21 protein-coding genes are annotated in these 25159 nt (G+C 38.5%); 19 read left to right on the plus strand and 2 right to left on the minus strand.

All coding sequences use genetic code 11. The features are described from left to right. Positions 1 to 173: 173 nt before the first annotated feature. Positions 174 to 1274, minus strand: coding sequence for an iron-containing alcohol dehydrogenase family protein (locus FYJ25_RS06070; protein ID WP_147607753.1), 1101 nt, complete (start codon positions 1272 to 1274; stop codon positions 174 to 176). Positions 1275 to 1600: 326 nt separating this feature from the next. On the opposite strand from FYJ25_RS06070, the gene rpe reads away from it, so the two are divergent. The 9 genes from rpe to FYJ25_RS06115 all read left to right on the plus strand — a co-directional run bounded on the left by rpe (position 1601) and on the right by FYJ25_RS06115 (position 11493). Continuing rightward, positions 1601 to 2257 (plus strand): ribulose-phosphate 3-epimerase, encoded by a 657-nt coding sequence (gene rpe, locus FYJ25_RS06075; RefSeq protein ID WP_096239057.1) that lies wholly within the window; start codon positions 1601 to 1603, stop codon positions 2255 to 2257. A gap of 50 nt (positions 2258 to 2307) precedes the next feature. Next, entirely contained in the window at positions 2308 to 3138 is an 831-nt protein-coding gene (locus FYJ25_RS06080; protein ID WP_154580793.1) for an Mrp/NBP35 family ATP-binding protein, read from the plus strand. Between the two features lie 18 nt (positions 3139 to 3156). Next, the gene (gene ftsH / locus FYJ25_RS06085; RefSeq protein ID WP_021907410.1) at positions 3157 to 5178 is read left to right on the plus strand and encodes an ATP-dependent zinc metalloprotease FtsH; all 2022 of its coding nucleotides are present in this window, start codon (positions 3157 to 3159) and stop codon (positions 5176 to 5178) included. Between the two features lie 3 nt (positions 5179 to 5181). Continuing rightward, positions 5182 to 7071, plus strand: a complete 1890-nt coding sequence (uvrC, locus tag FYJ25_RS06090; RefSeq protein WP_147607751.1) for an excinuclease ABC subunit UvrC — start codon at positions 5182 to 5184, stop codon at positions 7069 to 7071. A 109-nt stretch (positions 7072 to 7180) separates the two neighbouring features. Further along, a complete protein-coding gene (hprK, locus tag FYJ25_RS06095) occupies positions 7181 to 8125 on the plus strand; it encodes an HPr(Ser) kinase/phosphatase (RefSeq protein WP_154580794.1) in 945 nt (314 codons plus the stop codon). Between the two features lie 253 nt (positions 8126 to 8378). After that, a complete protein-coding gene (gene murB / locus FYJ25_RS06100; RefSeq protein ID WP_154580795.1) occupies positions 8379 to 9308 on the plus strand; it encodes a UDP-N-acetylmuramate dehydrogenase in 930 nt (309 codons plus the stop codon). Continuing rightward, the gene (rapZ, locus tag FYJ25_RS06105) at positions 9305 to 10180 is read left to right on the plus strand and encodes an RNase adapter RapZ (protein ID WP_021907406.1); all 876 of its coding nucleotides are present in this window, start codon (positions 9305 to 9307) and stop codon (positions 10178 to 10180) included. Before murB ends, rapZ begins: the two co-directional genes overlap by 4 nt. A 20-nt stretch (positions 10181 to 10200) precedes the next feature. Continuing rightward, positions 10201 to 11154 (plus strand): DNA-binding protein WhiA, encoded by a 954-nt coding sequence (gene whiA / locus FYJ25_RS06110; RefSeq protein WP_096239062.1) that lies wholly within the window; start codon positions 10201 to 10203, stop codon positions 11152 to 11154. A 75-nt stretch (positions 11155 to 11229) separates the two neighbouring features. Then, on the plus strand, positions 11230 to 11493 hold the full coding sequence (locus FYJ25_RS06115; RefSeq protein WP_021907404.1) for an HPr family phosphocarrier protein: 264 nt from the start codon (positions 11230 to 11232) through the stop codon (positions 11491 to 11493). Positions 11494 to 11582: 89 nt separating this feature from the next. Here the strand turns inward: FYJ25_RS06115 and FYJ25_RS06120 are convergent, their stop codons facing one another. Next, positions 11583 to 12416: a zinc ribbon domain-containing protein gene (locus FYJ25_RS06120; protein ID WP_021907403.1), complete on the minus strand. Its 834-nt coding sequence runs from the start codon at positions 12414 to 12416 to the stop codon at positions 11583 to 11585. 335 nt (positions 12417 to 12751) lie between these two features. Here FYJ25_RS06120 and FYJ25_RS06125 point away from each other — a divergent pair, with 335 nt between their 5' ends. The 10 genes from FYJ25_RS06125 to FYJ25_RS06170 all read left to right on the plus strand — a co-directional run bounded on the left by FYJ25_RS06125 (position 12752) and on the right by FYJ25_RS06170 (position 25154). Then, positions 12752 to 13714, plus strand: coding sequence for a sugar ABC transporter substrate-binding protein (locus FYJ25_RS06125; RefSeq protein ID WP_167513781.1), 963 nt, complete (start codon positions 12752 to 12754; stop codon positions 13712 to 13714). Between the two features lie 17 nt (positions 13715 to 13731). Then, positions 13732 to 15090, plus strand: coding sequence for a sensor histidine kinase (locus tag FYJ25_RS06130; RefSeq protein ID WP_021907401.1), 1359 nt, complete (start codon positions 13732 to 13734; stop codon positions 15088 to 15090). Then, positions 15083 to 15748, plus strand: a complete 666-nt coding sequence (locus tag FYJ25_RS06135; protein ID WP_021907400.1) for a response regulator transcription factor — start codon at positions 15083 to 15085, stop codon at positions 15746 to 15748. The genes FYJ25_RS06130 and FYJ25_RS06135 overlap by 8 nt, the downstream gene beginning before the upstream one ends. A gap of 10 nt (positions 15749 to 15758) precedes the next feature. Next, the gene (locus FYJ25_RS06140; protein WP_154580798.1) at positions 15759 to 17072 is read left to right on the plus strand and encodes an ABC transporter substrate-binding protein; all 1314 of its coding nucleotides are present in this window, start codon (positions 15759 to 15761) and stop codon (positions 17070 to 17072) included. Positions 17073 to 17222: 150 nt separating this feature from the next. Continuing rightward, complete coding sequence (gene pfkB, locus FYJ25_RS06145) at positions 17223 to 18131, plus strand: 1-phosphofructokinase (RefSeq protein ID WP_154580799.1); 909 nt, start codon at positions 17223 to 17225, stop codon at positions 18129 to 18131. 27 nt (positions 18132 to 18158) lie between these two features. After that, the gene (locus FYJ25_RS06150; RefSeq protein ID WP_154580800.1) at positions 18159 to 20117 is read left to right on the plus strand and encodes a PTS fructose transporter subunit IIABC; all 1959 of its coding nucleotides are present in this window, start codon (positions 18159 to 18161) and stop codon (positions 20115 to 20117) included. A 298-nt stretch (positions 20118 to 20415) separates the two neighbouring features. Further along, a complete protein-coding gene (locus tag FYJ25_RS06155; protein ID WP_154580801.1) occupies positions 20416 to 22332 on the plus strand; it encodes a GlgB N-terminal domain-containing protein in 1917 nt (638 codons plus the stop codon). Positions 22333 to 22386: 54 nt separating this feature from the next. Beyond that, complete coding sequence (locus FYJ25_RS06160) at positions 22387 to 22803, plus strand: HIT family protein (RefSeq protein WP_021907395.1); 417 nt, start codon at positions 22387 to 22389, stop codon at positions 22801 to 22803. A 125-nt stretch (positions 22804 to 22928) separates the two neighbouring features. Then, complete coding sequence (locus FYJ25_RS06165) at positions 22929 to 23513, plus strand: flavin reductase family protein (RefSeq protein ID WP_021907394.1); 585 nt, start codon at positions 22929 to 22931, stop codon at positions 23511 to 23513. Positions 23514 to 23840: 327 nt separating this feature from the next. Beyond that, complete coding sequence (locus FYJ25_RS06170; protein WP_154580802.1) at positions 23841 to 25154, plus strand: UDP-N-acetylglucosamine 1-carboxyvinyltransferase; 1314 nt, start codon at positions 23841 to 23843, stop codon at positions 25152 to 25154. The last annotated feature ends 5 nt before the right edge of the window (positions 25155 to 25159 follow it).

Genomic DNA, 25159 nt, shown 5'->3' on the forward strand with positions numbered 1-25159 from the left:
CAGACGAAGAACCCCGTATATCTAAGAAGGAATTTTGTTCCGTTGCGTTAAACGTTCCATTCTGCCTGATAAAACAACCTTGCTCGAAAACGAGCTCGCAAGGTTACAGTCAGAATTCCACAACGCAAAGTCACAAAATTTCTTCTTGGATATACGGGGTTTTTCGTCTGTTTTTATTCAACCACGATAGATTCTCGATAAATCTTCTCGATATCCTCCCTTGTTAATTCAAAAGGACATGTTGCAAGTTTTGATGTGTTTTCCATCATACGCTCAACGTAAAATAAAACTTCTTTTTCTGTAAGAGTTACAATACCTAAAATTTCTTTCAGGAAGGCAGCAAAGTCATCGAGTGTTTCAAATCCTAAGAGGGAAAGGATTACGTCAACATCTTCTGGTTTGTGCTTTGCATATATGCGAAGATAAGCAGCAAGGAAAATACCGCAGGCTTTTCCATGTGCCACTCCATTATGATATGTTACATCATAGCTTAATGCATGAGGAATAGAAGTTCCGGTCTGCGCAATTGCCATTCCTGCAATTGTGGAGGTAAGCATCAGCTTATCGGCAAGTTCCTCTGTAAGTTCATCCTCTGAACGAAGGAAAGGAATGATTTCTCCCCAGAGCTTTAAAGCGTAGTTTGAAAACATTTGATTATATATGTTGGTCTGAATATTTACACGACTTTCAACTGCATGTGCAAGTGCATCTACACATGTATTGATTAAAAGATTTTTACTTGCGGAAAGTAAATATTTACCGTCAACGAGTGCAAGATCAGGAAAAAGTTTGTAGGAAATACTTTTCTTTGTCTGTGTATCGTGGCGGGTCAGAACAGCAGCTGGTGTAATTTCAGAACCCGTACCGCAGGTTGTCGGAACAGCAGCGATCGGAAGAGCTTTTAAATCTTTTTCGACATAGAAGCAGTCTCCGCTTTCTTCCGGATTAGCAATTAACAAAGCGATTGCTTTCGATGCATCTAGTGGGGAACCTCCACCGATACCGATAACGAAATCTGCTTTAAATTCTTTGCCGATTTCTGCAGCTTTTACGACAGTTTCAACGGATGGATTTTCCTCGATTTCATTAAAAACTTTATACGGAACGGAGGCCTCTTCTAAAACAGCAATGACATCATCTAATGAACCATTTTTTTTAGAAGAACTGTGGCCGGTAATGACAAAAGCACGTGTCCCCAAAGCCAGTAAATCTTTTTTGTGGTTTTGTATACAGTTTCTTTCTGCATAAGTGTTTGTTGGATCAAAAAAACGCATGATAAACTCCTTTCGCGGTTAAAATAATTACAAGTATGATTTTTTAATCGAAGTCGAACGGGTGACTTATGACTGAATTGTAGCATAGGAGGAAGAAGGATTGCAAATTTTCAAGCTTTTTTCAAGGTTTTTTCATATTTTCAGCTTGCAGTATTTGATGATTATGTTAAGATATACTGTGAGACTTTGTCTCGTCATTTAAAATGTAACTACACAGAGTCATATAGATCATATAGATATGTTTGATTTTGAATTCTGGACAGTTATTTTAAATTATAAAGTGTCAGAGGATACTGATAAAATTTTTAAAAATTAAGGAGGTACCAATGAAGAAGATATTAGCACCGTCTATTTTATCTGCGGATTTTGCCAATTTAGGCAGGGATGTTCTGGCTGCAATTGATGCTGGAGCAGAATACGTGCATATCGATGTTATGGACGGAATGTATGTTCCACAGATTTCTTTTGGAAATCCTGTAATCAAGGCACTTCGTCCATTGACAGATGCTATTTTTGATGCACATTTGATGATAGAGGATCCCGGAAGATATATTGAAGACTTTGCGAAAGCAGGCGCAGATATTATTACAGTACATGCGGAAACCTGTACACATCTTGACAGAGTTGTGCATCAGATTAAGGATTGTGGAAAGAAGGCAGCTGTAGCTGTTAATCCTGCTACTCCGCTTTCTGCAATTGAGTATGTTCTGCCGGAGCTTGACATGGTATTGGTGATGACTGTGAATCCTGGATTTGGGGGACAGAAATATATCCCTTACTGTGGAGAAAAGGTCAGAGCACTTCGTCAGATGATCACCGAGAAGAATCTTGATGTTGATATTCAGGTTGATGGTGGAGTGAAAGCTTCTAATATAGCGGAAATCGCAGAATGTGGCGCCAATATATTTGTATGTGGTTCTGCTGTATTTGAGGGAGATATTCAGAAGAATGTCAAAGAAATTTTGGAACAGATGAACAAGTAAAACAGGGGTAAAATTTTATTAAAAATTTAAGTAAATGAGAGGTAAATACTATGAGTGAGTGTACACATGATTGCAGCAGCTGTGGAGAAAATTGTGCAGAAAGAGAGATGAAACCGGAAGATTTTCTTGTAAAGCTAAGTCAGGGAAGTTCTGTTAAGAAGGTTATCGGTGTTGTATCCGGTAAAGGTGGTGTAGGTAAGTCTATGGTAACTTCTCTTCTTGCAGCAGCTTCTATGAGAGAAGGATTTAAGACAGCTATATTAGACGGAGATATTACAGGTCCATCTATTCCAAAGGCTTTTGGACTTTCCATAAATCTTGTAGGTAATGCAGATGGACTGATTCTGCCAGCAACAACAACTTGCGGAATTGATATTGTATCTGTGAACCTGATGCTTGCGAACGAAACAGATCCTGTTATCTGGAGAGGTCCGGTACTTGGCGGTGTGATCAAGCAGTTCTGGGGAGAAACATTATGGCATAACGTTGATTATATGTTTATCGATATGCCTCCAGGAACCGGTGATGTTCCACTGACTATTTTCCAGTCTGTTCCTTTAGATGGTATCGTTATCGTATCATCTCCACAGGAATTAGTTGGAATGATCGTAGAGAAGGCTGTTAACATGGCAAGAATGATGAATGTTCCTATTCTTGGTTTAGTAGAGAATATGAGTTATGTAGAGTGTCCTGACTGTGGCAAGAAGATCAAGGTATTTGGAGAAAGCCATATCGATGAAATTGCAGCAGAGTATGCAGTTCCTGTTCTGGCTAAGATTCCAATGGATCCAACACTTGCTGCAGCCTGTGATGCAGGAAAGATTGAGTACGTTGAAAATAATTATATGAAAGATGCCATTGAGGTATTAAAGAAATTATAAAACGTCATGGAGGCGTAAATGGACAATAAAAATAATCAAAACGATAATCCAAACAAAAAGAAGAACATAAAATCTGCGATTATCCTGCTGGTCGTTTGTCTTGGAATTACTGCTCTCTTTACTTCTGTGATGAGCCGTTATAAAAACGGCTCCCAGAAGAAGATTTCGTATAGTAAGTTCCTTACGATGCTGGATAAGGGAGAGATTAAAAAAGTACAGGTCGCAGATCGCAAGATTTATATTGAACCGAAAACACAGCAGAATCCATTAATGAAGACAACGTATTATACGGTTTCAATGAATGATGCATTGCTCGTCAATCGTTTAAAAGAAGCAGAAGATCAGAATAAGATCAGCTCTTATGAACAGCAGGACAGCAGTGGATCGAATGCGATTCTTTCTGTTATGGTTAGTTATGTACTTCCGTTTGTGCTGATTTATGGAATGATGTATTTCGTTATGCGTGGAATCGGCAAAGGCGGCGGTATGATGGGCAGCGTAGGAAAGAGTAATGCCAAAGTATATGTCGAGAAAAAGACAGGGGTTACTTTTGCAGATGTTGCCGGTCAGGATGAGGCAAAGGAAAGCCTTACTGAAATGGTAGACTTCCTCCATAATCCAGGTAAATATATTGAAATTGGTGCAAGATTGCCAAAGGGAGCATTATTAGTAGGACCTCCGGGAACAGGTAAAACTTTACTGGCAAAGGCAGTAGCCGGAGAAGCAAATGTACCATTTTTTTCATTAAGTGGTTCAGACTTTGTAGAGATGTTCGTTGGTGTTGGTGCTTCCAGGGTTCGTGATCTGTTTAAACAGGCACAGTCCATGGCACCATGTATTATTTTTATCGATGAGATTGATGCAATCGGTAAGAGTCGTGACAGCCGTTACGGTGGCGGTAACGATGAACGTGAACAGACGCTGAATGCTTTACTTGCAGAGATGGATGGCTTTGATTCTTCAAAGGGTCTTGTTATTTTAGCAGCGACAAACCGACCGGAAGTACTGGATAAAGCACTTCTTCGACCGGGACGTTTTGACCGGCGAGTTATTGTAGAACGACCGGATCTTAAGGGACGTGTTGAGACATTAAAGGTACATGCAAAGAATGTTAAGATGGATGAGACAGTGAACTTTGATGAGATTGCTCTGGCAACTTCAGGAGCGGTTGGTTCCGATCTTGCAAATATGATTAATGAGGCAGCGCTTGCGGCAGTAAAAGCCGGCAGGGAAGCGGTATCTCAGAAAGATCTTTTAGAAGCTGTGGAAGTAGTTATTGCAGGTAAAGAAAAGAAGGATCGTATTCTTGGCGAAGAAGAAAAGAAAATCGTTGCTTACCACGAGGTGGGGCATGCGATGGCAATCGCTGTACAGAAGAATACAGAACCGGTTCAAAAGATTACGATTGTTCCAAGAACAATGGGAGCGCTTGGTTATACGATGCAGGTTCCGGAAGAAGAAAAGTACCTTATGAGCAAAGAGCAGATGCTTGGAGAACTTGTAACACTTTTTGGAGGGCGTGCAGCAGAGGAAGTTGTATTCCATTCTGTTACAACAGGAGCTTCTAATGATATCGAAAGAGCAACACAGATTGCAAGAGCGATGGTGACACAGTACGGTATGTCTGAGAAGTTTGGTCTTATGGGTCTGGAATCCATTCAGAATCGTTATCTTGACGGACGGGCGGTAATGAACTGTTCCGATGCAACAGGTGCACTCATCGATGAAGAAGTAAAAGAAATGCTCAAAGTGGCATACGATAAGGCGAAGAAGATTATTGAAGATCACAGAGAAGTTATGGATGAGATCGCAGAATTCCTGATCGAAAGAGAGACAATTACCGGTAAAGAATTTATGGAAATTTACAATAAATCTTTAAAGAAAGATGAACCGGAAAGTGTTGAAGAGGATAAGGAGAAAACAGAGTTATCCGAAGTAGAAACGGTATCAGAAGAATCTTCATTAAAAGATGCGGAAAGTCAGGATGCACAGAAAGTTACCGAAAAGAAAGACAGTGAGGAAGTAAAACAGGAAGAGTAAATTATGTTTGATATTCAGGAAGAACTGAAAAAACTTCCGGCAAAGCCAGGAGTTTATCTGATGCATAATGCCAAGGATGAAATTATCTATGTTGGCAAAGCACGAATTCTTAAAAATCGTGTGCGTCAGTATTTTCAGAGCAGTTATAATAAGAGTGTAAAAATCCAGCACATGGTTTCTCATATTGCTTATTTTGAATATATCATTACAGACTCGGAGTTAGAGGCTCTGGTTTTGGAATGCAATCTGATTAAAGAACACCGCCCGCATTATAACACGATGTTGAAAGATGATAAAAGTTATCCATACATTCGTGTTACGGTGCAGGAAGATTATCCAAGAATTTTATTTTGCCGACAGGTAAAGAGAGATAAATCGAAATATTTCGGTCCGTATACAAGTGCGGGGGCGGTGAAAGATACAATTGAACTAATGAGAAAAGTATACAAAATACGGAGTTGTAGCCGGTCTTTGCCTAAAGAGATAGGGAAGGGCCGGCCCTGTCTTTATCATCAGATAAATCAGTGTGATGCACCATGTCAAAATTATATTTCAAGAGAAGAGTATCGGAAATATGTGGATAAAGCCCTAAAGTTTTTAAATGGCGATGAAAAAGAAATCATAAATAATCTGGAAGATAAAATGAAGAAAGCGGCAGCAGAACTGGAATTTGAACAGGCAGCAGAGTACCGCGATCTGATTGAAAATGTAAAGCGAATCGGGGAAAAACAAAAGATTAATGATACCGGTGGGGATGACAGAGACATTATCGCACTTGCTAAAACAGGAGACGAAGCGGTTGTGGCAATATTTTTTATCCGAAGCGGAAAGCTCCTTGGCAGGGATCATTTCCATATGACAGGAATTGGGGATAGCGAAAAACAGGAGATTTTAACGGATTTTATTAAACAGTTTTATGTTGGAACACCATTTATCCCAAAAGAAATATTAACGCAAGAAGATGTTCTGGATAAAGAAATTCTTGAAAAATGGCTTTCAGATAAGAGAGGGTCAAAGGTAAACTTTGCGATGCCGAAAAGAGGAAGTAAGCATCAGATGATGGAACTTGCCAGAAAAAATGCACAGAACGTGCTGATTCAGGATAGCGAAAAACTGAAAAGAGAAGAGCATCGGACGATTGGAGCAGTTCATGAATTAGAGCAGCTTCTTGGAATTGAAAACTTAAATCGTATGGAAGCATTCGATATTTCTAATACAAATGGTTATGAGAATGTCGCATCTATGGTTGTTTTTGAAAAAGGCAAAGCAAAAAGAAGTGATTACCGGAAGTTTAAAATACGGACAGTAGCGGGACCGGATGATTACCGCTGTATGGAGGAAGCGTTAGAGAGAAGATTTTCTCATGGTATCAGAGAGCAAAAAGAACGAGAAGAAAAAGGGCAGGATATGTCGCTTGGAAGTTTTACCCGTTTCCCTGATATTCTCATGATGGATGGAGGAAAAGGACAGGTAAATATTGCAGTAAAAGTTCTTGAAAAAATGGGGTTAAACATTCCGGTCTGTGGCATGGTAAAGGATGATTTCCATCGGACAAGAGGTCTTTATTATCAGAATGAGATTATTGATTTTCCAAAGAATTCTGAAGCGTTCCGCATGGTAACCCGTCTTCAGGATGAGGCACATCGTTTTGCTATTACGTATCATAAAGCTCTTCGCGGCAAAGAACAGGTACATTCCGTTCTCGATGATATCAAGGGAATCGGTCCGGCGAGAAGGAAGAGTCTTATGAAGTATTTTAAAGATATAGGAAAAATCAAAGAGGCTTCAGTAGAAGAGCTTTGTAAGGCAGATGGAATTACTGAAAAAACAGCAGAAGAAATTTATCGCTTTTTTCATACGGCTACTTCTAAAAAAAATGGGGATGTGGTATAGTAGACATACGAGTGTAGATACTAACATTGTGAAAAAAGGGATGTATTCCCGGTGCCTTTACTGTACAAAAAGACTCCGGGAGTATATCAGGAATGATACGGAGGAGATTATGTACAAAGTAAAACTTACAGAATTTGTAAAAAAGATGAACTTAAAAAGCCTGTTACCGGATATTGATACAGACAATATTATGATCGAACAGTCAGGCGTTAATCGTCTTGCATTACAGCTTGCAGGTTTTTTTGAACATTTTGATTCAGAGAGAATACAGGTTATCGGTAATGTTGAGGCAGCATATATAAAGCAGATTCCAGAAGAATCCATCACCCAGCTGTGTGAGAAGATTTTCAGTTTTAATATTCCATGTCTTGTATTTTGTCGTGGCTTAGAGCCAATACCACAGATGCTTGATACAGCAGAGAAAAACGGTGTTCCGATTTTTACAACAGAGATGACGACATCAGACTTTATTGCGAATTCTGTACGTTGGCTGAGTGAGGAACTCGCTCCACGTATTTCTATTCATGGTGTTTTAGTTGATGTATATGGTGAAGGTGTACTCATTATGGGTGAGAGCGGAATCGGAAAGAGTGAGGCAGCCCTTGAACTGATCCATCGTGGTCATCGTCTTGTATCAGATGATGTTGTTGAGATCCGTAAGATCAGTGATGATACTCTACTTGGAACTTCACCGGATATTACAAGACATTTTATTGAACTCCGCGGTATTGGTATTGTTGATGTGAAGACACTGTTTGGTGTGGAGAGCGTAATGTATAACCAGACAATTGATATGGTGATCCGTCTGGAAGACTGGAACAGAGAAGCGAATTATGACAGACTTGGTTTAGATGAAGAATATATCGAGTTCCTTGGCAACAAAGTTGTCTGCTATTCGATTCCAATTCGTCCGGGCCGTAATCTGGCGGTTATCGTTGAGTCTGCAGCAATTAATTATCGAGCAAAGAAGATGGGATATAATGCGGCACAGGAACTGTACAACCGCGTAACAGGAAGTCTTTCTAACAATACAGAAACAGAGAAGGACGAGTAATTTTTTTGTTTAGAAAATTCTGGGCAAAATTGTATATAGAACTTTTTTGTCCAGTAAATGTTCTGAAAGATGGCAAAAATGTTAGATTTTTTTGGCGTTTTATCTAAAGGGAGAAGAAAAGCTCCCTTTTATTTTGTGTTTTTTCCACATTGTACTTCCACACATTTTAGAGTATCATATAGTATGTATCTAAATATTGGATGCAACTATATCGTTGTCATATATGTTTTAGATAGGAGATATAGGAGATATTATGAATAAGGAATTCCTTCAGAGTTTGAGAGAACAGATTAAATCAGGAACAGTTACAGAGCAGGAGCCGATGAGCAGGCATACGAGTTTTTCTATTGGCGGTCCGGCAGACGTTTTTGTTCAGCCGGCAACAAAGGAAGAAATCAAGAATGCGATTTTTTGTGCCAAAGAAGCAGGGGTTCCTTTTTTTGTTATGGGTAACGGTAGTAACCTGTTGGTATCCGATGAAGGTTTTCGGGGAATGATCATCCAGATAGGAAAGAACTTCCAGGAGATTTCTGTGCAGGATACAGTAATAGAAGTACAGGCAGGAGCACTCCTTAGCAGGACTGCGAGAGCTGCATGGAATGCCGGACTTACCGGTTTTGAATTTGCAGCGGGAATCCCGGGAACCACAGGTGGAGCTGTCGCTATGAATGCGGGAGCATACGGTGGAGAGATAAAGGATGTTCTTCTTGATGCGCAGGTGTTAACGCAGGATGGAGAGTTCCTTACTTTGACGGCTGAAGAATTAGAATTATCTTACCGCCACAGTTGTATTTTTGAGAAAAACTATGTTGTAGTATCTGCACGTTTTGCATTTGAAAAAGGAGATGCAGATCAGATCCGGGGAAGAATGGATGAACTGGCCAAAGCCAGAAGGGAGAAGCAGCCTCTGGAATTTCCGAGTGCGGGAAGCACTTTTAAAAGACCGGAAGGATATTTTGCTGGAAAGTTGATTCAGGATGCCGGATTAAAGGGATATACCGTAGGCGGTGCACAGGTATCTGAAAAGCACAGTGGTTTTGTAATCAATCGTGGAGGTGCCACAGCAGAAGAAGTAGTTTTTCTGATCAAGCAGGTACAGAAAAAAGTAATGAAACAGTTTAATGTTATGATGCAGCCGGAAGTCCGTTTTATCGGATTTGCGGATACAGAGGTGAGAGAGTGAGATTTGTAATAGTTTCCGGTATGTCAGGTGCCGGAAAGAGTACTGCACTGAAGGTTCTTGAAGATTTTGGGTTCTTTTGTGTAGATAATCTGCCAGTAGCATTGCTTCCGAATTTCGGGGAGATTGCGTCTGACAGGCAGACAGAAGTAGATAAAGTTGCCGTTGGAGTAGATATCCGTAACGGAGAACAGCTTTCGAAGCTGAACAGTCAGCTAGATACATTGTGTGAACTTGGTATTGAATATGAAATCTTATTTCTGGATGCAGATGATGAGACACTTGTTAAAAGATATAAGGAAACAAGAAGGACACATCCTCTTGCAAAAGAAGACCGCATAGAAACAGGCATTGCAAGAGAAAGGGAGATGATTTCCTTTATTCGGGATAGTGCGGATTATATTATCGATACGACAACTCTTCTTACTAGAGAATTACGTCAGGAAGTGGAGAAAATTTTTGTCGGAACGGAAAGTTACGGTAACTTTATTATTACTGTACTTTCTTTTGGTTTTAAATATGGAATACCGTCTGATGCAGATCTTGTATTTGATGTCCGCTTCCTTCCGAATCCTTATTATGAGCAGGCATTACGTCCACTCACAGGGAATGATCGTTCTATTCAGGAATATGTCATGAAGAATGGAGATGGAAGAAGATTTCTTGATAAGCTGGAAGATTTAATGCAGTTTCTTATTCCGCGTTATCTTGACGAGGGAAAGAACAGCCTTGTGATCGGTATTGGATGTACAGGTGGAAAGCATCGGTCTGTTACCATAACGAATGGATTGCATGCAAGATTAAAGAAGCTTCCATATACTGTTCGTATGGAACACAGGGATATTGAAAAAGATGCCCGGACAAAAGGAAAGTAACGAATGGAAGGAGATAGAATATGTCATTTTCTTCTGAAGTAAAAGAAGAACTTTCTCATGTGGACGGTCATGAAATTCATTGCAAGATTGCAGAACTTGCTGCGATCATTGGTTTATGTGGAAGATTGCAGTGTGAAGAGGGAAGATATTCGCTGATTCTTCACACAGAAAATGTAGCGGTAGCCAGAAGATTTTATTCCCTGATTAAAGAAGTTTTTCATTTTCAGCCGGAAGTTTCCACTACACAGCATGACTACTTAAAAAAGAATCGCTTTTACATGATCTCGATCAAAGATTCTGCTCAGGCATTGAAGATTTTAAAGACAGTACAGCTTATAAATAATCTGGGTCAGATGGATGAAGAATTTTTTGTAAAAGATAATCCAGTGCTGCAGAGAACCTGCTGCCGCAGAGCTTTTTTGCGGGGAGCATTTCTTTCTGCTGGTTCCATTACAGACCCGGAAAAGAATTATCATTTTGAGATTGCCTGTGTTTCAAAAGAGAAAGCAGAGCAATTAAGAGAATTATTTGAATTTTTTGGATTGGAAGCGAAGATTGTATTGCGGAAGAAATACTATGTAGTATATCTTAAAGAAGGTGCTATGATTTCGGACGCATTGAATATAATAGAAGCACATATCTCTTTGATGAAGTTTGAAAATGTACGTATTCTTAAAGATGTACGTAACTCAGTGAATCGAAGAGTAAACTGCGAAGCAGCAAACATAAATAAGACCGTTTCCGCGGCGAGAAAACAGATTGAAGATATTGAATATATAAAAAATACAGTTGGTTTAGAACGATTATCAGAGAATCTTCGAGATATTGCGTATGCAAGATTAGAAGAGCCGGATGCGACATTGAAAGAACTTGGTGAAAAGTTAAATTCTCCGGTAGGTAAATCAGGTGTAAATCACAGATTAAGAAAGCTGAGTCAGATAGCTCAGGATATTCGGGAAAAAGGGTATTTGTAATTTTTTTCAGTATTTGCTTTAGTAAGTCTGAAAATACTAAGATAAAATTCATTTATAGCAAAACAGGAGGTTAATATGATTTCAAAAGAGATGGAGATTAAGATCCCTTCGGGATTAGATCCAAGCACCATTGCATTATTTATTCAGATTGCCAGTCAGTATGACAGCAGCGTATATGTGGAGGTGAAAAACAAAAAGGTGAATGCCAAGAGCATTATGGGAATGATGACTTTAGGTGTTCCTGCAGGCGGAAAAGTTAATGTAGTTGCAGAGGGAAACGATGAGACAAAAGCAATTGAACATATAGGAAAGTATTTAAGTAACGAACAGGAACAATAATTGTTTGACAAAAAAAGAATAAAAGAAGGATAGAATCACAGCTATATTTGTGGTTCTATCCTTCTTTTGTTTTTGAAAACTTTTGAAAATTATTGTATTGGACGCAGACCGTAATATCCGTAAATGAGTCGTTCATCAAAGGAAATGAGTGTCCACTTACCATCTTTGATTCCAAAAACAATCTTTCCGGTTGTTTTTCTTTGTGGTCCGTTCTTTTTCGTTTCTTTGTACCAGTTCTTTAGATTCTGAGAAATATCAATCTTTTCAATCGTTGTCTGATCACTGCCTCCTAAAAGAGAAGAAATAGAATTCTTAATGGATGTCCATAAGGAGGAAGTTCCATCGGTAATCTCTGATTTGATCTCATCGTAAATCGTTTCCGGTAAACTGTAAAAGTCAATATTTTTTGTTGTGACTGTAACAGTGCAGGAATTATAGGTTGCGGAGATATCAGTGATCTTGTAGGAAGCTTGTTCGACCATTTCATTACATAATGTATCAACATCAATACTGTCAACATCTACGAGGGAACCAAGCTGACTGTCACCAATATAAGTTTTTAGCTGCTTCTTTACAAGTTCACGTACATTTGGTTCGGATTTTAAAGGTTCAGGTAAGTCAGATGGTGCGACATCGGAAAAATCCATATTTTTTGCATAAGTAAAAATCTGTTTTGTCGCATCCCGACATCCTTGCTTGACGCGGGAAATGTAGTAAAAGTATCCGCCGATTCCTGCTGTGATGATGCAAAAAATCAATAAGACAGCGATAATCGGAGCGAAGCGTTTCTTTTTATTCGATGTATTCTGGTTATCCTCTGCGTGTTCTACCGGATTATAAATGGCATTGCTTAAAGGAGTATGACATTTTTTACATATCTTTTCATTCTCGGTGTAATATGTGCCACAGTTTGGACAATTCATAATTCGCCCTCCTTCGTTATAGTATGATGTACTCGCAAAATCAAGCATAAAAAGATTCCGGGAGTATATTAGTATGTACTCTTACAAAATCAAGTCTTAAAAATTTTGAGAGTACATCAAGATTCCATAAGGGTTATGGTATTTAAAAGTATATGTATTTTTAGTAACTGTGTCAAGGTAAGCCGTTTTTTGCGTTTTTCGATTTTTTCGTGTATAGATAGACAAAAATTGCTGAAAAAGTTACAATTATAATAATAACAAATAAGAGGAAATCATACGAAATTAAGTGAAGACCTGAGAGTACATATTAAAAAATGGGAGGAAACAAGGTGCGAGTGAAGAAGATAATTTTATATGTAGGCTATGTTAGTGTAGCAGTCGTATTTGCCATAAGTATTGTGCTTTTGTTTTACAGCAGAAACAAAAATGAAAGTGGAAAAGCAAAAAGAACGATCGGCGCATCCTATATGACAATGAACAATCCGTATTTTGAGGTGATTAACGAGGAAATAAAAGCGGTTGTGGAGAATAAAGGGGATGTATTAGAGACGAGAGATTCCGCTATGAATGCAGAGGTGCAGGCAGAGCAGGTAGAAGGCTTTATTGATGAAAAGGTAGATTGTATTTTAATTAATGCAGTAGACTGGAAGGCAATCGGCAGCTCCTTGAAGAAAGCTAAAAAAGCAGGTATTCCTGTTATTGCAGTGGATACTCTTGTTTATGACCAGAGCCTTGTCGATGGTATTGTTGTCTCAGATAACTATGAAGCAGGAGCACAGTGTGCCAAAGATTTGATGAAACGTAAAAAAAAGGGAAAGATTTTATTCCTTGTACAGTCGGAAAATAAATCAGCGATTGACAGAATAAAAGGGTTTAAAGAAACATTAGAAAAAGCAGGATGGAACTATGAAAATATCGGGGACATAGAATGTAAGGGGCAGTTAGAAGTTTCACAGCCTTTGGTAGAAAATGTTTTAACTAAAACAAAAGATATAGATGTAGTAGTGGCATTAAATGATCCAAGTGCGATGGGTGCAATGGCGGCACTAGATGCAGAACATATGTTGTCAGATGTTCTTGTATATGGCGCTGATGGATCCCCGGAGGCGAAAACGATGATCTATAAAAATCGAATGACGGCGACAGCGGCACAGTCTCCGAGAATAACGGGAAAGAAAACAGTGGAAATGCTTTATAAAATTCTTGCCGGAAAGCCGGTGGAAAGCCAGTATATTGTTCCGGTCAGGCTCATAACAAGGGACAATGTAGAAGATTACAGCTTATCAGGATGGCAGTAAAAGGAGGAAGTGGTGGAATGGAAAAAAGAAAAGAGAATGCCAGATATTTGAATCAGTGTTTTACGATGATGGTATTACTTAACTGTATTATTGTTTTGTTCCTTGCTTTTACTATTGTGCTGACCCAGTACAGAGTAGCCGCGGCGCAGGAAGCACAGCAGTTTATTGAAACACTTAAGGTAATGCCGGAAAGACCGGAACAAAAAATTATCATGGTCGTATTCTCATTATGTTTTTTATGCGGGATTATTTACTATAAAAGAAGAAATGAAGAAGAAGGAAAAGAGAAAGTTTTACTGTGGAATGTATTTGAAATTATTTTTCTGATTTTCGTATTGAAAGAGTTGGATATGACATATAATGGAGTAATCTTCCTTATAGTAGCAGACATGCTTACTTATGTGGAAGACAGGAAGAACAAATTGATTTTTCTGTTTATTTCTTTCCTTTGTTATATGGTATGTAGTTATAATCTAGTTACAATGTTTATTCCTTTAAATTCATTTGAGACATGGGTGGCTTTTTATGATGGAGAAACAGAAAGTCTTTTTCTTGGAGTAAAGACCATATGTGAGATATTGAATATGATATTATTTCTTGTATACATCGTGATTCTTATGATGAAAGACAGGAGAGAACGGGAGAGGATACAGCTTTTAAATGCACAGCTTCAAAAGGCAAATGAACAGCTTCATGAATTTGCACAGGAGAAGGAGCTGATGGGAGAGACGAAGGAGAGAAATCGTCTTGCCAGAGAGATTCACGATACATTAGGTCATATTTTAACAGGAATATCCGTAGGAATCGATGCGGTACTTGTTCTCATGGATATTGCGCCGGATAAAGCAAAAGAACAGTTAGAAGGAATCGGAGATACTGCAAGAAGAGGTCTTCAGGATGTACGACGTTCTGTCCGAAAGCTAAAGCCGGATGCGTTAGAGAGAATGTCATTAAATAATGCGATTCATCAGATGATAGAAGATATGTCAAAGGTAACAAATACGAAAATCTATTTTGTGTCCTATATGGAAGAACTGAAATTTGAAGCCGATGAAGAAGAGGTCATTTACCGCATTATTCAGGAAAGCACAACCAATGCGATACGACATGGAAAAGCAACAGAGATATGGATTCGTATCAGCGAAAAAGAAGAGGAACTGACGATTATTATCAGTGATAATGGCTGCGGATGTGAAGATATCAAGGAAGGTTTTGGATTAAAACATATAAGAGAAAGAGTGGAACTGTTAAATGGTGAAGTGAATTATCAGGGCTTGATCGGATTTACAATGATAGCAAAGATTCCGATTCGAAATAAGATAATGATAGAACAGGACACGAAAACACAAACAGAGGAAAGGAAAGAATATGATTAAAGTATTAATAGCAGATGATCAGGAATTAATTCGAGAAAGTTTGAAAATTGTTCTTGGGGCGAATGAGGATATGGAAGTAACTGGTATAGCGGAGAATGGTGAAGAAGTACTTTCTCAAATTAAAAAGGAGAAGCCGGATGTTATTTTGATGGATATTCGTATGCCCGGAATTGACGGAGTAGAATGTACCCGTCTTGTAAAGGAAAAATATCCGAATATTTATATTATTGTTCTTACAACATTCGATGATGATGAATATATCTTTGGTGCCTTAAAATATGGAGCCAGCGGTTATCTTTTAAAAGGGATTTCCATGAAAAATCTTGCTGAGGCGATTCGAACAGTTGTGAGTGGAAAGGCTATGATTAATCCGGATATTACAGATAAGGTAGTAAAACTGTTTAATCATATGGCGCAAGGCAGTTATTCTATTCAGGTAGATAATGCACTGACAGAAGAACTTACAAAAACAGAATGGAAGGTTATCCAGAAAATCGGCTGTGGAATGTCTAATAAAGAAATCGCATCCGAACTGGCACTTTCAGAAGGGACAGTCAGAAATTATTTAAGTTCCGTTTTAAGCAAGCTTGAATTAAGAGACAGAACACAGCTTGCCATCTGGGCAGTGCAGACCGGTGCGGTCAACAGATACATATAGGAGCAAGACAATGGGAGATATAAAACTGAAAAAAGGGACGGGAATTCTTTTTATAATGGCGGTGCTTTTTATCAGCAGTCTGTTATATTTACGCTATTGGGATCAGGATGTTCTCCGGGTAGGTATCTTCTACGGAAGTAACTGGGAAGTTCCGGGAACAGTGCATTATGAAATACTTGATAAAGCAATTAAAAAGTTTAAATCAAAATATCCAAATATAAAAGTAGAATATGAAAAGGGAATACTTTCTGATGATTATTCAGAATGGTTATCTGAACAGATTTTGAAGGGAGAAGAACCGGATGTATATCTTGTTCTCGATGAAGACTTTCATACGCTGGCATCACTTGGAGCTTTGAAAAATCTGGATGGTGTAATTAATGTAGATAAAGAATTTAAAAAGGAAGAGTTTTATTCTTCTGTATATAAGGCTGGTCAGTATGGAGGCAGCCAATACGCACTCCCGATGGAATGTAATCCAACGTTAATGTTTGTAAATAAGACCCTTTTACAAAAAGAAGGAATAAAGGTTCCGGATAATGATTGGACCTGGGATGATTTTTATCGTATCTGCGAGAAAGTGGCGAAGGATTCTGATGGTGATGGACAGATTGAACAATTTGGATATTATGATTATACATGGCTTCAGGCGGTGTATTCAAATGGAATAAGTCCATTCAACAAAAAAGGAACATCGTCAAATTTCTTAGATGAAAGATTTTCGCAGTCACTTGAATTTGTAAAACGTCTGGAAGAGACAAATCGGAATTATCAGGTTACATCGAATGATTTTGATTTAGGAAAAGTGGCGTTCAGACCATTTACATTTTCTGACTATCGCACATATATGCCATATCCATGGCGGATTAAAAAATATTCCAGTTTCGAATGGACCTGTATTAGAATGCCTGCCGGTCCGTCAGGAGATAATCGTTCGGAAATGAGTGCGCTGATGGCAGGAATGAGTTCAAGAACTGGAAAGAAACAGGCAGCCTGGGATTTTATTAAGATGCTCACAACAGATGAAGATATTCAAAGACTTATCTATGAAGATACTTCTGCAGCATCGGTATTAAAATCAGTAAATACTTCAAAGAGTACAATGAACCTGTTGAATAAAGATACTCCGGGAGACAGTATAATAGATATGTCTCTTCTTGATACAGTGATTGATACAGGTGTGATTCCCTATCGCTTTAAAGACTATACAGAAGCATATGAAAAAACGGATAATCTTATAAAAGGTTATGTGAATGAGAAGGATGACAGTAGTACGTTTTTATTCCAAATGAAGAATCAAATCGATGAAATTCTAAAAAAGTGACAAATGTCATATAAAGATATGACAAATACAAATCGATATCAATGACATTCGTTAGATGTATAAAATTTATCATTTTGTTATACTTTAATCACAAACAAAGCAAGCCATTAAAAAGAGAGAAAGGGCAAAGCGAGAGGAGGAGCAAAAGTAATGATTTATACGGTAACTTTTAATCCGGCTTTAGATTATGTTGTATTTCTTGCTGATCTGAAATTAGGAGATGTGAATCGTTCCACAAGAGAATCTATTTTCTATGGAGGAAAAGGAATCAACGTATCTACGATTTTGAATACGCTTGGTCTTGAAACAACCGCTCTTGGTTTTATCGCAGGTTTTACAGGAAAGGCAATTGAAGATGGATTGGCATCACAGGGAATTCATACAGATTTTATTCATCTTCCAGAAGGCAATTCCAGAATTAATGTGAAAGTAAAACATGGTGATGAAACAGAGATTAACGGGCAGGGACCGATAATTACTGACGAAGCAATTAATGGACTTTTTGCAAAACTGGATACTCTTACAAAAGAGGATATTCTTGTGTTAGCAGGAAGTATTCCAAACACATTACCAGAGGATATCTATGAAAAGATTCTTGCAAGACTTGAATCAAAAGGAATCCGTATCGTTGTGGATGCGACAAAAGACTTACTTCTTAATGTTTTAAAATATCATCCGTTTTTAATTAAGCCAAATAACCATGAACTTGGGGAAATGTTCGGGACAGTCTGTAAAACAGATGAGGATATCGTACATTACGCAAAGAAGCTTCAGGAAATGGGAGCAGTTAATGTATTGATTTCCATGGCAGGAGACGGAGCCATTCTTATCACAGAAGATGGACAGAATATTAAGATGGGAACACCGAAGGGCAAAGTAGTAAACTCCGTTGGTGCAGGAGATTCTATGGTGGCAGGATTTGTCGCAGGTTATCTTCGTGGCGGAAGCTATGAAGAAGCATTAAAGAGCGGTACAGCAGCAGGAAGCGCCACTGCTTTTTCAGAGGGACTTGCATCTCTTGAAATGTACGAAAAGATGCTGAAACAGATCAGCGAATAGTTTTAATTTTTTAGAGAGGAAAAGATTATGAGAATTGTCGATTTGTTAAAAAAAGAGGCAGTTGTTCTTAATGCAGATGTAAGCGAAAAAGAACAGATGCTTGATTTACTCGTTGACCTTCATAAAAAAGTTGGCAACATTGAAGACAAAGAAGCTTTTAAAGCAGGAATCATGAAAAGAGAATCAGAAGGACCTACTGCAATCGCAGAAGGTATCTGTATTCCACACTCAAAAAATGATGCAGTTATTAAGCCGGGTATCGCAGCAATCACAGTACCAGGTGGTGTAGATTGCGAGGCACTTGACGGGGAACCATCCAATCTCTTCTTTATGATCGCAGCTCCGGCAGAAGGATCGGATGTTCACTTAGAAGCGTTATCCAGATTATCTACGATTTTAATGGATCCAGCTTTTCGTGAAAAATTATTATCTGCAAAAGACGTAGAAGCTTTCCTTGCAGCAATTGATGAAAAAGAAACAGAAAAGTACGGGGACGAAGATAAAGCAGCTCAGGTAGAAGAAGCAGCAGCGGAAGTTCCGGCAAAGAAATCTGGATATCAGGTACTTGCAGTAACAGCATGTCCTACCGGTATTGCGCATACTTATATGGCAGCAGAAGCACTTGAAGAAAAAGGTAAGGAATTAGGAATTTCTATTAAAGTAGAAACAAACGGTTCCGGAGGAGCAAAAAATATTCTGACACAGGAAGAAATCGATGCCTGCGACGGAATTATTATTGCGGCAGATAAAAATGTAGAAATGGCTCGTTTTGACGGTAAACCAGTTATTAAAGTAAAGGTTTCCGACGGTATTCATAAATCTCAGGAATTAATTGAGAGAGCAGTAAAAGGTGACGGACCGATTTATCATCACGAAGGTGGAAAAGCGGCAAGCACATCTTCAGATGGAGATGAAAGCTTTGGCCGTCAGATTTATAAACATCTGATGAATGGAGTTTCTCATATGTTACCATTCGTAATCGGTGGTGGTATTCTTATTGCGATTGCTTTTCTGTTAGATGATTATTCTATTGATCCTTCTAACTTTGGTATGAACACACCGGCAGCGGCATTCTTTAAGACAGCAGGTGGTGTGGCATTTAACTTTATGCTTCCAATCCTTGCAGGATTTATTGCAATGAGTATCGCAGACCGCCCAGGTTTAATGGTTGGTTTTGTAGGTGGTTCTGTTGCAAGTGCAGGAACAACATTTGCTTCTTGTTTTAATCCGGATGTTACAGTGATTTCCGGTGGTTTCCTTGGCGCATTATTTGCAGGTTTCTTAGCAGGCTATCTTGTATTAGCTTTAGAAAAGATTACAGAGAAAATGCCAGATTCCATGGATGGTCTTCGTCCGATGTTAATTTACCCGGTAGTTGGATTATTATTGATCAGTGTGATCATGTTCGCGATCAATCCATTCTTCTCTTGGTTAAATCAGTTGCTTGCCGATGCGTTAAATTCCTTATCAGGAGCAAATAGTATCTTACTTGGAGTTATTGTTGGTGGTATGATGTCTATTGATATGGGTGGTCCATTTAACAAGGCAGCATATGTATTTGGTACAGCTTCCTTAGCATATCAGACAGAGGCAGGTTATATGATTATGGCAGCCGTTATGGTAGGTGGAATGGTTCCTCCAATTGCCATTGCAATTTCCTCCTGGGTATTTAAAAATAAATTTACAGACAATGATAGAAAAACAGCACCAGTTAATGCGATCATGGGTCTTTGCTTTATCTCAGAAGCAGCAATCCCATACGCAGCAGGAGATCCCCTCCACGTTATTCCTTCCTGTGTAATCGGTTCTGCAGTAGCCGGAGCGTTATCTATGGCGTTTAAGTGTACATTGATGGCACCTCATGGTGGAATCTTCGTATTCCCTGTAGTAGGACATGCATTAATGTATATCGTAGCTTTATTAATCGGTGCTATCGTTGGAGCAATCATGCTCGGACTTTTAAGAAAACCGGTAGAAAGTAAGTAATTACGCCGTATGTTGTTCAAAGTTAATTTCCTAAATTTAGTTGCTATAAATGAATAAAAGAAGAAATCCTGGATGCGGTTTTTGTATTCAGGGTTTCTTCTTTTTTGCCATTTATTGACTTCCTTGCGCAAAAAAATTATAATATAACTATAGATAACTATAGCTATGTAAAGGAATGATGAGTGGTGAACGATTCATGATATAGAATTATTCAAACAGGAATTACAGTAGGCATATTTGAATATATTGATATATAGATGCCTGTTTTGAAAAGAAACTGAAAAGAGGAGGGAACGGCATGAGATATGAAATCAGCGAAGTTATAAAAAAAGACCAGGTTATGGAATTGGTTTTTGGTAATTGCAGTAAACCTAAAGATTTACTGGGGCGGCATTTTATTATGGAAGGACAAGTTATCTCTGCCTATCATCCCGATGCGGTAAAGATGGAAGTTATTTCAGAAGATGGAAAACACTATCCGATGGACACCGTAGAAAGACAGCCGGTATTTTCCTTGTTTCTTCCGCATAAAAGACCTTTTTATTATCAGATACATATGACATTCCATGATGGTAATACGTATATCTGTAATGATCCCTATAGTTATGAAGGGCTGATTACCGAAGAAGAGGAAAAAATGTTTTCAAAGGGAATCTGGACTGAGGTATATCATAAGATGGGGTGTCATAAAGTGAAGCTTAGAGATACCGAGGGAATGTATTTTGCAGTATGGGTACCGGGCGCTAAACGTGTCAGTGTCGTTGGAGATTTTAATTTCTGGAATGGAATGCTGTATCCGATGCACAAGATGAAGAATTCTGATATTTTTGAGTTGTTTATTCCGGGACTTTCCTGTGGGCAGTTTTATAAATTTGAAGTGAAAAATGCACAGGGGGAGATCACACAGATGGTTGATCCTTATGCCGTTATGAATGAGGAAAAAGAGAACGGTGCCTCAAGAATGTTTGATCTTAAGCGATTTCACTGGGAGGATATGAGATGGCTTTCTGAAAGATATCGAGGAAATGTTTTAAAAAGGCCTATGTCTGTTTGTGAAGTACGGATCAGTGAATTAGATTCTCCGGATGAGAAGGTACAGGAAACTGTACAGGATATGGGACATACACATATTTTGCTTCGTGGAACATCAGAAGGAGAAAAACTTGGGGCGCATAAAGGCTTTTTTGAACCGGCTTTTTATGGGAATACACCCGATACAATGCGTTTTTTTGTTAACCGTTCTCATAAAAGAAATATCGGGGTTCTGTTAGAAATATCACCGGAATATTTAAGGAGGGCGGTGAACCTTTTTGAAAAGAAAAACCCACAGGCCGTAAATTATCTTCTTGCAAATATTCTTTTTTGGATTCGGGAATATCATATCGATGGATTTGTATTTCGAGGATTAAGTGAAGGTGCTGCTGATTTTTTAAAAAAGGCCAAAGAAGTAATTAAAAAAGAAGACAGTAATATTTTATTTATCGGAGAGCAGACAACGGATAAAGATTTGAAAAGTTTCTTTGATTTTGAATGGAATCTGGAAATAAAGGCAGGAGTAGATAAGTATTTAAAGGCAGATATTCATAGCAGGAAGAAAGAATATTTTCAGTTGACACAGCCATTGATGAACGGAGATTTTTCTCAGGCGTTATTATTACTTAATAAAGAAATTAGTATAGAGAAAAATAATCTTTTTAAAGAATCTTTCATTGACAAGAAGGCTTCTTGTGATTATGATAAGTTAACAGGAGTCAGGATGTCTTATGGTTATTTGATGGGAGTTCCAGGAAGAAAGGCATGGGACTTGCATTCACATGAGAATATTTCTTCACAGGAATATGTGAAGTCACTGCTTCGGATTTATCAGGAATATCCTGCCCTTTATGAGTATGACCCAATGCGTGCTCCTTTTGAGTGGATTAATGGGATGGATGCAGAATCTTTCATTTTAAGTTTTATAAGGAAGTCGCCATCCGGAAGAGATAATCTGCTGTTTGTATGTAATTTTAGTGAAGAGGAGAAGAAACATTATCGGGTAGGCATTCCGAAAAATGGTAAATATACTTTGATTTCTAATAGTGATGCAGTAGAATTTGGTGGCGAAGGCCGCGGAGAGCATCAGGAAGTGAAAGCCGTTTCGGAATGTTGGGATTTAAGACCGTATTCGATTAAAATATCCGTACCGCCTCTGGCAACGTTGATTTTTAAGTTTTAAAGGGTTTTAATATATACATTATTAGTAAAGAAAAAGAAAGGTGTGTTTGTAATAATGATAAAAGAAGATTGTTTATTCTGTAAAATAGCAAAAGGAGAGATTCACTCTGCTACAGTTTATGAAGACAGCCATTTCACAGTAATTCTTGATGTGAATCCGGCAACAAAGGGACATTGTCTGATTATACCAAAGGAACATTTTGATAATATTTATGATCTGGATGGCGAGACAGCCGGAAAGTTATTTGCACTGGCTACTTGTATTGCAAGAGCAATGAAGGATGCATTAAAATGCGATGGTTTGAATCTTGTTCAGAATAATGGAGAAGTTGCGGGACAGACGGTAAATCATTTTCATCTTCACCTGATTCCTCGTTATGAGGGTGATGGACTGAATCTTAACTGGCCACAGCAGGAGATTTCAGGAGAACAGTTAGAAGAAATCAGACAGTCTATTAAAAAGTCAATCTAACAATACGGGTAGAAGAATACTTTGGAAACAAAAGTAAATAATAAAAATAAAAGAAACAGAAAACAGAAATAAGAATAGAAACAGAAAAGAAATACAAATAGAAATAGAAATAGAAGGGAAAGAGCATGGGTAAGTTAGATTTTAAGCCGGGTAATATGTTATATCCTCTTCCGGCGGTCATGGTATCGGTAAGGGATAAAGAAGGGAATGATAATATTATAACAGTTGCCTGGACAGGAACGGTATGTACCAATCCGCCCATGCTCTACATTTCTGTTCGTCCGGAGAGACATTCTTATAAAGCGTTGCATGAAACGGGAGAGTTTGTGGTGAATCTTACTACAGAAAAGCTTGCGAAGGCTACGGATTTTTGTGGTGTTCGTTCCGGACGGGATATGGATAAGTTTGAGCAGACCGATCTGAAAAAGGGAGAGGCAAAGAAAATCAATGCGCCTGTGATTGAAGATAGTCCGGTGAATATTGAGTGTCGTGTCAGAGAAGAAGTGGCACTTGGTTCTCATACAATGTTTATAGCAGACGTTGTACATGTGACAGTAGATGATGCCTATATGGATGAGAAGGGCACGTTTCATTTGGAGAAGGCGGCACCGATTGTATATTCTCATGGAACATATTTTGGATTGGGAGAATCTTTGGGGACATTTGGATATTCTGTTCGCAAAAAGAAAAAAAAGAGAAAAAACAAATAAATTAAGATGTTTATTTTGTAACAATTTTTGATTTACAATAAACAAAAAAGTATGATATAATAAAATGATTCTAGGTTTAGTTTGAATTGTGAAGAAAAGTACATATTGTTTGAGATATAAAATATCATGACAGGAATTTTTGAAACAGGATTACGATAATTTTATTTTTAATTTATTTTTTTGTATAAAATATAAAGAGTAATCTTTGGAATAGGAATTCCATTTTTTTGGTAGAGATATTTTACCTGGAATTTTATTTGATTTTACTTTAGTTTGAAAATTAGTGTTAAGAGTAATAACGTTTAGGATAGATTATAGAGGTGCAAAATGGAACAGTATATTATTAAAGGTGGTAATCCGTTAGTTGGTGAAGTTGTAATTGGTGGAGCAAAGAATGCAGCGCTTGGAATTCTGGCAGCAGCAATTATGACAGATGGAGAATGTTTAATTGATAATATGCCAAATGTCAGAGATACGAATGTTCTTTTACAGGCAATGGAAGGAATCGGAGCCCGTATTGAACGTAAAGGGGATAACGAAGTAGTGATCAGCGGAAAGAATATTGATTCTGCCGGTGATCTGATTGTAGATAATGAATATATCAGAAAGATCCGAGCATCTTATTATCTGATCGGTGCTCTTCTTGGTAAGTATAAAAAGGCGCAGGTTGTTCTTCCAGGAGGATGTGATATCGGAAGCCGTCCGATAGATCAGCATATTAAGGGATTTCGTGCGCTTGGAGCAGAAGTAAAGATTGAGCATGGAATGATTATCGCACAGGCAGAACAGCTTGTAGGTAGTCGTATTTATTTAGACGTTGTTTCTGTTGGAGCAACGATCAATATTATGATGGCAGCAGCATTGGCACAGGGGAATACCGTTATCGAGAATGCAGCTAAGGAACCACATATCGTAGATGTAGCGAACTTCTTAAACAGTATGGGCGCAGATATTCGTGGTGCTGGAACAGATGTGATTCGTATTAAAGGGGTGGAGAAGTTCCACGATACAGAATATTCTGTGATTCCGGATCAGATTGAAGCAGGAACATTTATGATGGCAGCGGCGGCTACAAGGGGAGATGTTCTGATTAAGAACGTCATTCCTAAGCATTTAGAGACGATTTCCGCAAAGCTGTCTGAGATTGGAGCACAGATTGAAGAGTCTGATGATGCGGTAAGAGTTGTGGCAACACAGCGACTTTGCAATACACAGATCAAGACCCTTCCATATCCTGGATTCCCTACGGATATGCAGCCGCAGATGGCAATTACTCTGGGGCTTTCTACCGGAACAAGTACGATTACAGAAAGTATTTTTGAGAATCGTTTCCGTTACGTAGAAGAACTTCGCCGTATGGGTGCCAATATAAAGATGGTAGAAGGTAACACTGCGATTATTCATGGTGTTGAAAAATATACAGGAGCTACGGTGGCAGCACCGGATCTCCGCGCCGGAGCAGCGCTTGTTATCGCAGGGCTTGCGGCAGAAGGATATACAACGGTAACTCAGATTGGTTATATTAAGAGAGGGTATGAGCGATTTGATGAGAAGCTTCGTGCTCTCGGTGGTTTAATTGAAGAAGTTAATTCCGAGAAAGAAACCAATAAGTTTATTTATAAAACAGGTACTGTAAATTAAGAATT

The sequence above is a fragment of the Anaerobutyricum soehngenii genome, from assembly GCF_009697165.1.
Taxonomy (GTDB): domain Bacteria; phylum Bacillota; class Clostridia; order Lachnospirales; family Lachnospiraceae; genus Anaerobutyricum; species Anaerobutyricum soehngenii.

Coding starts and splice junctions, on each gene's coding strand:
- FYJ25_RS06070 (WP_147607753.1), bottom strand. CDS start 1,274: ATGCGTTTTTTTGATCCAACAAACACTTATGCAGAAAGAAACTGTATA.
- rpe (WP_096239057.1), top strand. CDS start 1,601: ATGAAGAAGATATTAGCACCGTCTATTTTATCTGCGGATTTTGCCAAT.
- FYJ25_RS06080 (WP_154580793.1), top strand. CDS start 2,308: ATGAGTGAGTGTACACATGATTGCAGCAGCTGTGGAGAAAATTGTGCA.
- ftsH (WP_021907410.1), top strand. CDS start 3,157: ATGGACAATAAAAATAATCAAAACGATAATCCAAACAAAAAGAAGAAC.
- uvrC (WP_147607751.1), top strand. CDS start 5,182: ATGTTTGATATTCAGGAAGAACTGAAAAAACTTCCGGCAAAGCCAGGA.
- hprK (WP_154580794.1), top strand. CDS start 7,181: ATGTACAAAGTAAAACTTACAGAATTTGTAAAAAAGATGAACTTAAAA.
- murB (WP_154580795.1), top strand. CDS start 8,379: ATGAATAAGGAATTCCTTCAGAGTTTGAGAGAACAGATTAAATCAGGA.
- whiA (WP_096239062.1), top strand. CDS start 10,201: ATGTCATTTTCTTCTGAAGTAAAAGAAGAACTTTCTCATGTGGACGGT.
- FYJ25_RS06115 (WP_021907404.1), top strand. CDS start 11,230: ATGATTTCAAAAGAGATGGAGATTAAGATCCCTTCGGGATTAGATCCA.
- FYJ25_RS06120 (WP_021907403.1), bottom strand. CDS start 12,416: ATGAATTGTCCAAACTGTGGCACATATTACACCGAGAATGAAAAGATA.
- FYJ25_RS06130 (WP_021907401.1), top strand. CDS start 13,732: ATGGAAAAAAGAAAAGAGAATGCCAGATATTTGAATCAGTGTTTTACG.
- FYJ25_RS06135 (WP_021907400.1), top strand. CDS start 15,083: ATGATTAAAGTATTAATAGCAGATGATCAGGAATTAATTCGAGAAAGT.
- FYJ25_RS06140 (WP_154580798.1), top strand. CDS start 15,759: ATGGGAGATATAAAACTGAAAAAAGGGACGGGAATTCTTTTTATAATG.
- pfkB (WP_154580799.1), top strand. CDS start 17,223: ATGATTTATACGGTAACTTTTAATCCGGCTTTAGATTATGTTGTATTT.
- FYJ25_RS06150 (WP_154580800.1), top strand. CDS start 18,159: ATGAGAATTGTCGATTTGTTAAAAAAAGAGGCAGTTGTTCTTAATGCA.
- FYJ25_RS06155 (WP_154580801.1), top strand. CDS start 20,416: ATGAGATATGAAATCAGCGAAGTTATAAAAAAAGACCAGGTTATGGAA.
- FYJ25_RS06160 (WP_021907395.1), top strand. CDS start 22,387: ATGATAAAAGAAGATTGTTTATTCTGTAAAATAGCAAAAGGAGAGATT.
- FYJ25_RS06165 (WP_021907394.1), top strand. CDS start 22,929: ATGGGTAAGTTAGATTTTAAGCCGGGTAATATGTTATATCCTCTTCCG.
- FYJ25_RS06170 (WP_154580802.1), top strand. CDS start 23,841: ATGGAACAGTATATTATTAAAGGTGGTAATCCGTTAGTTGGTGAAGTT.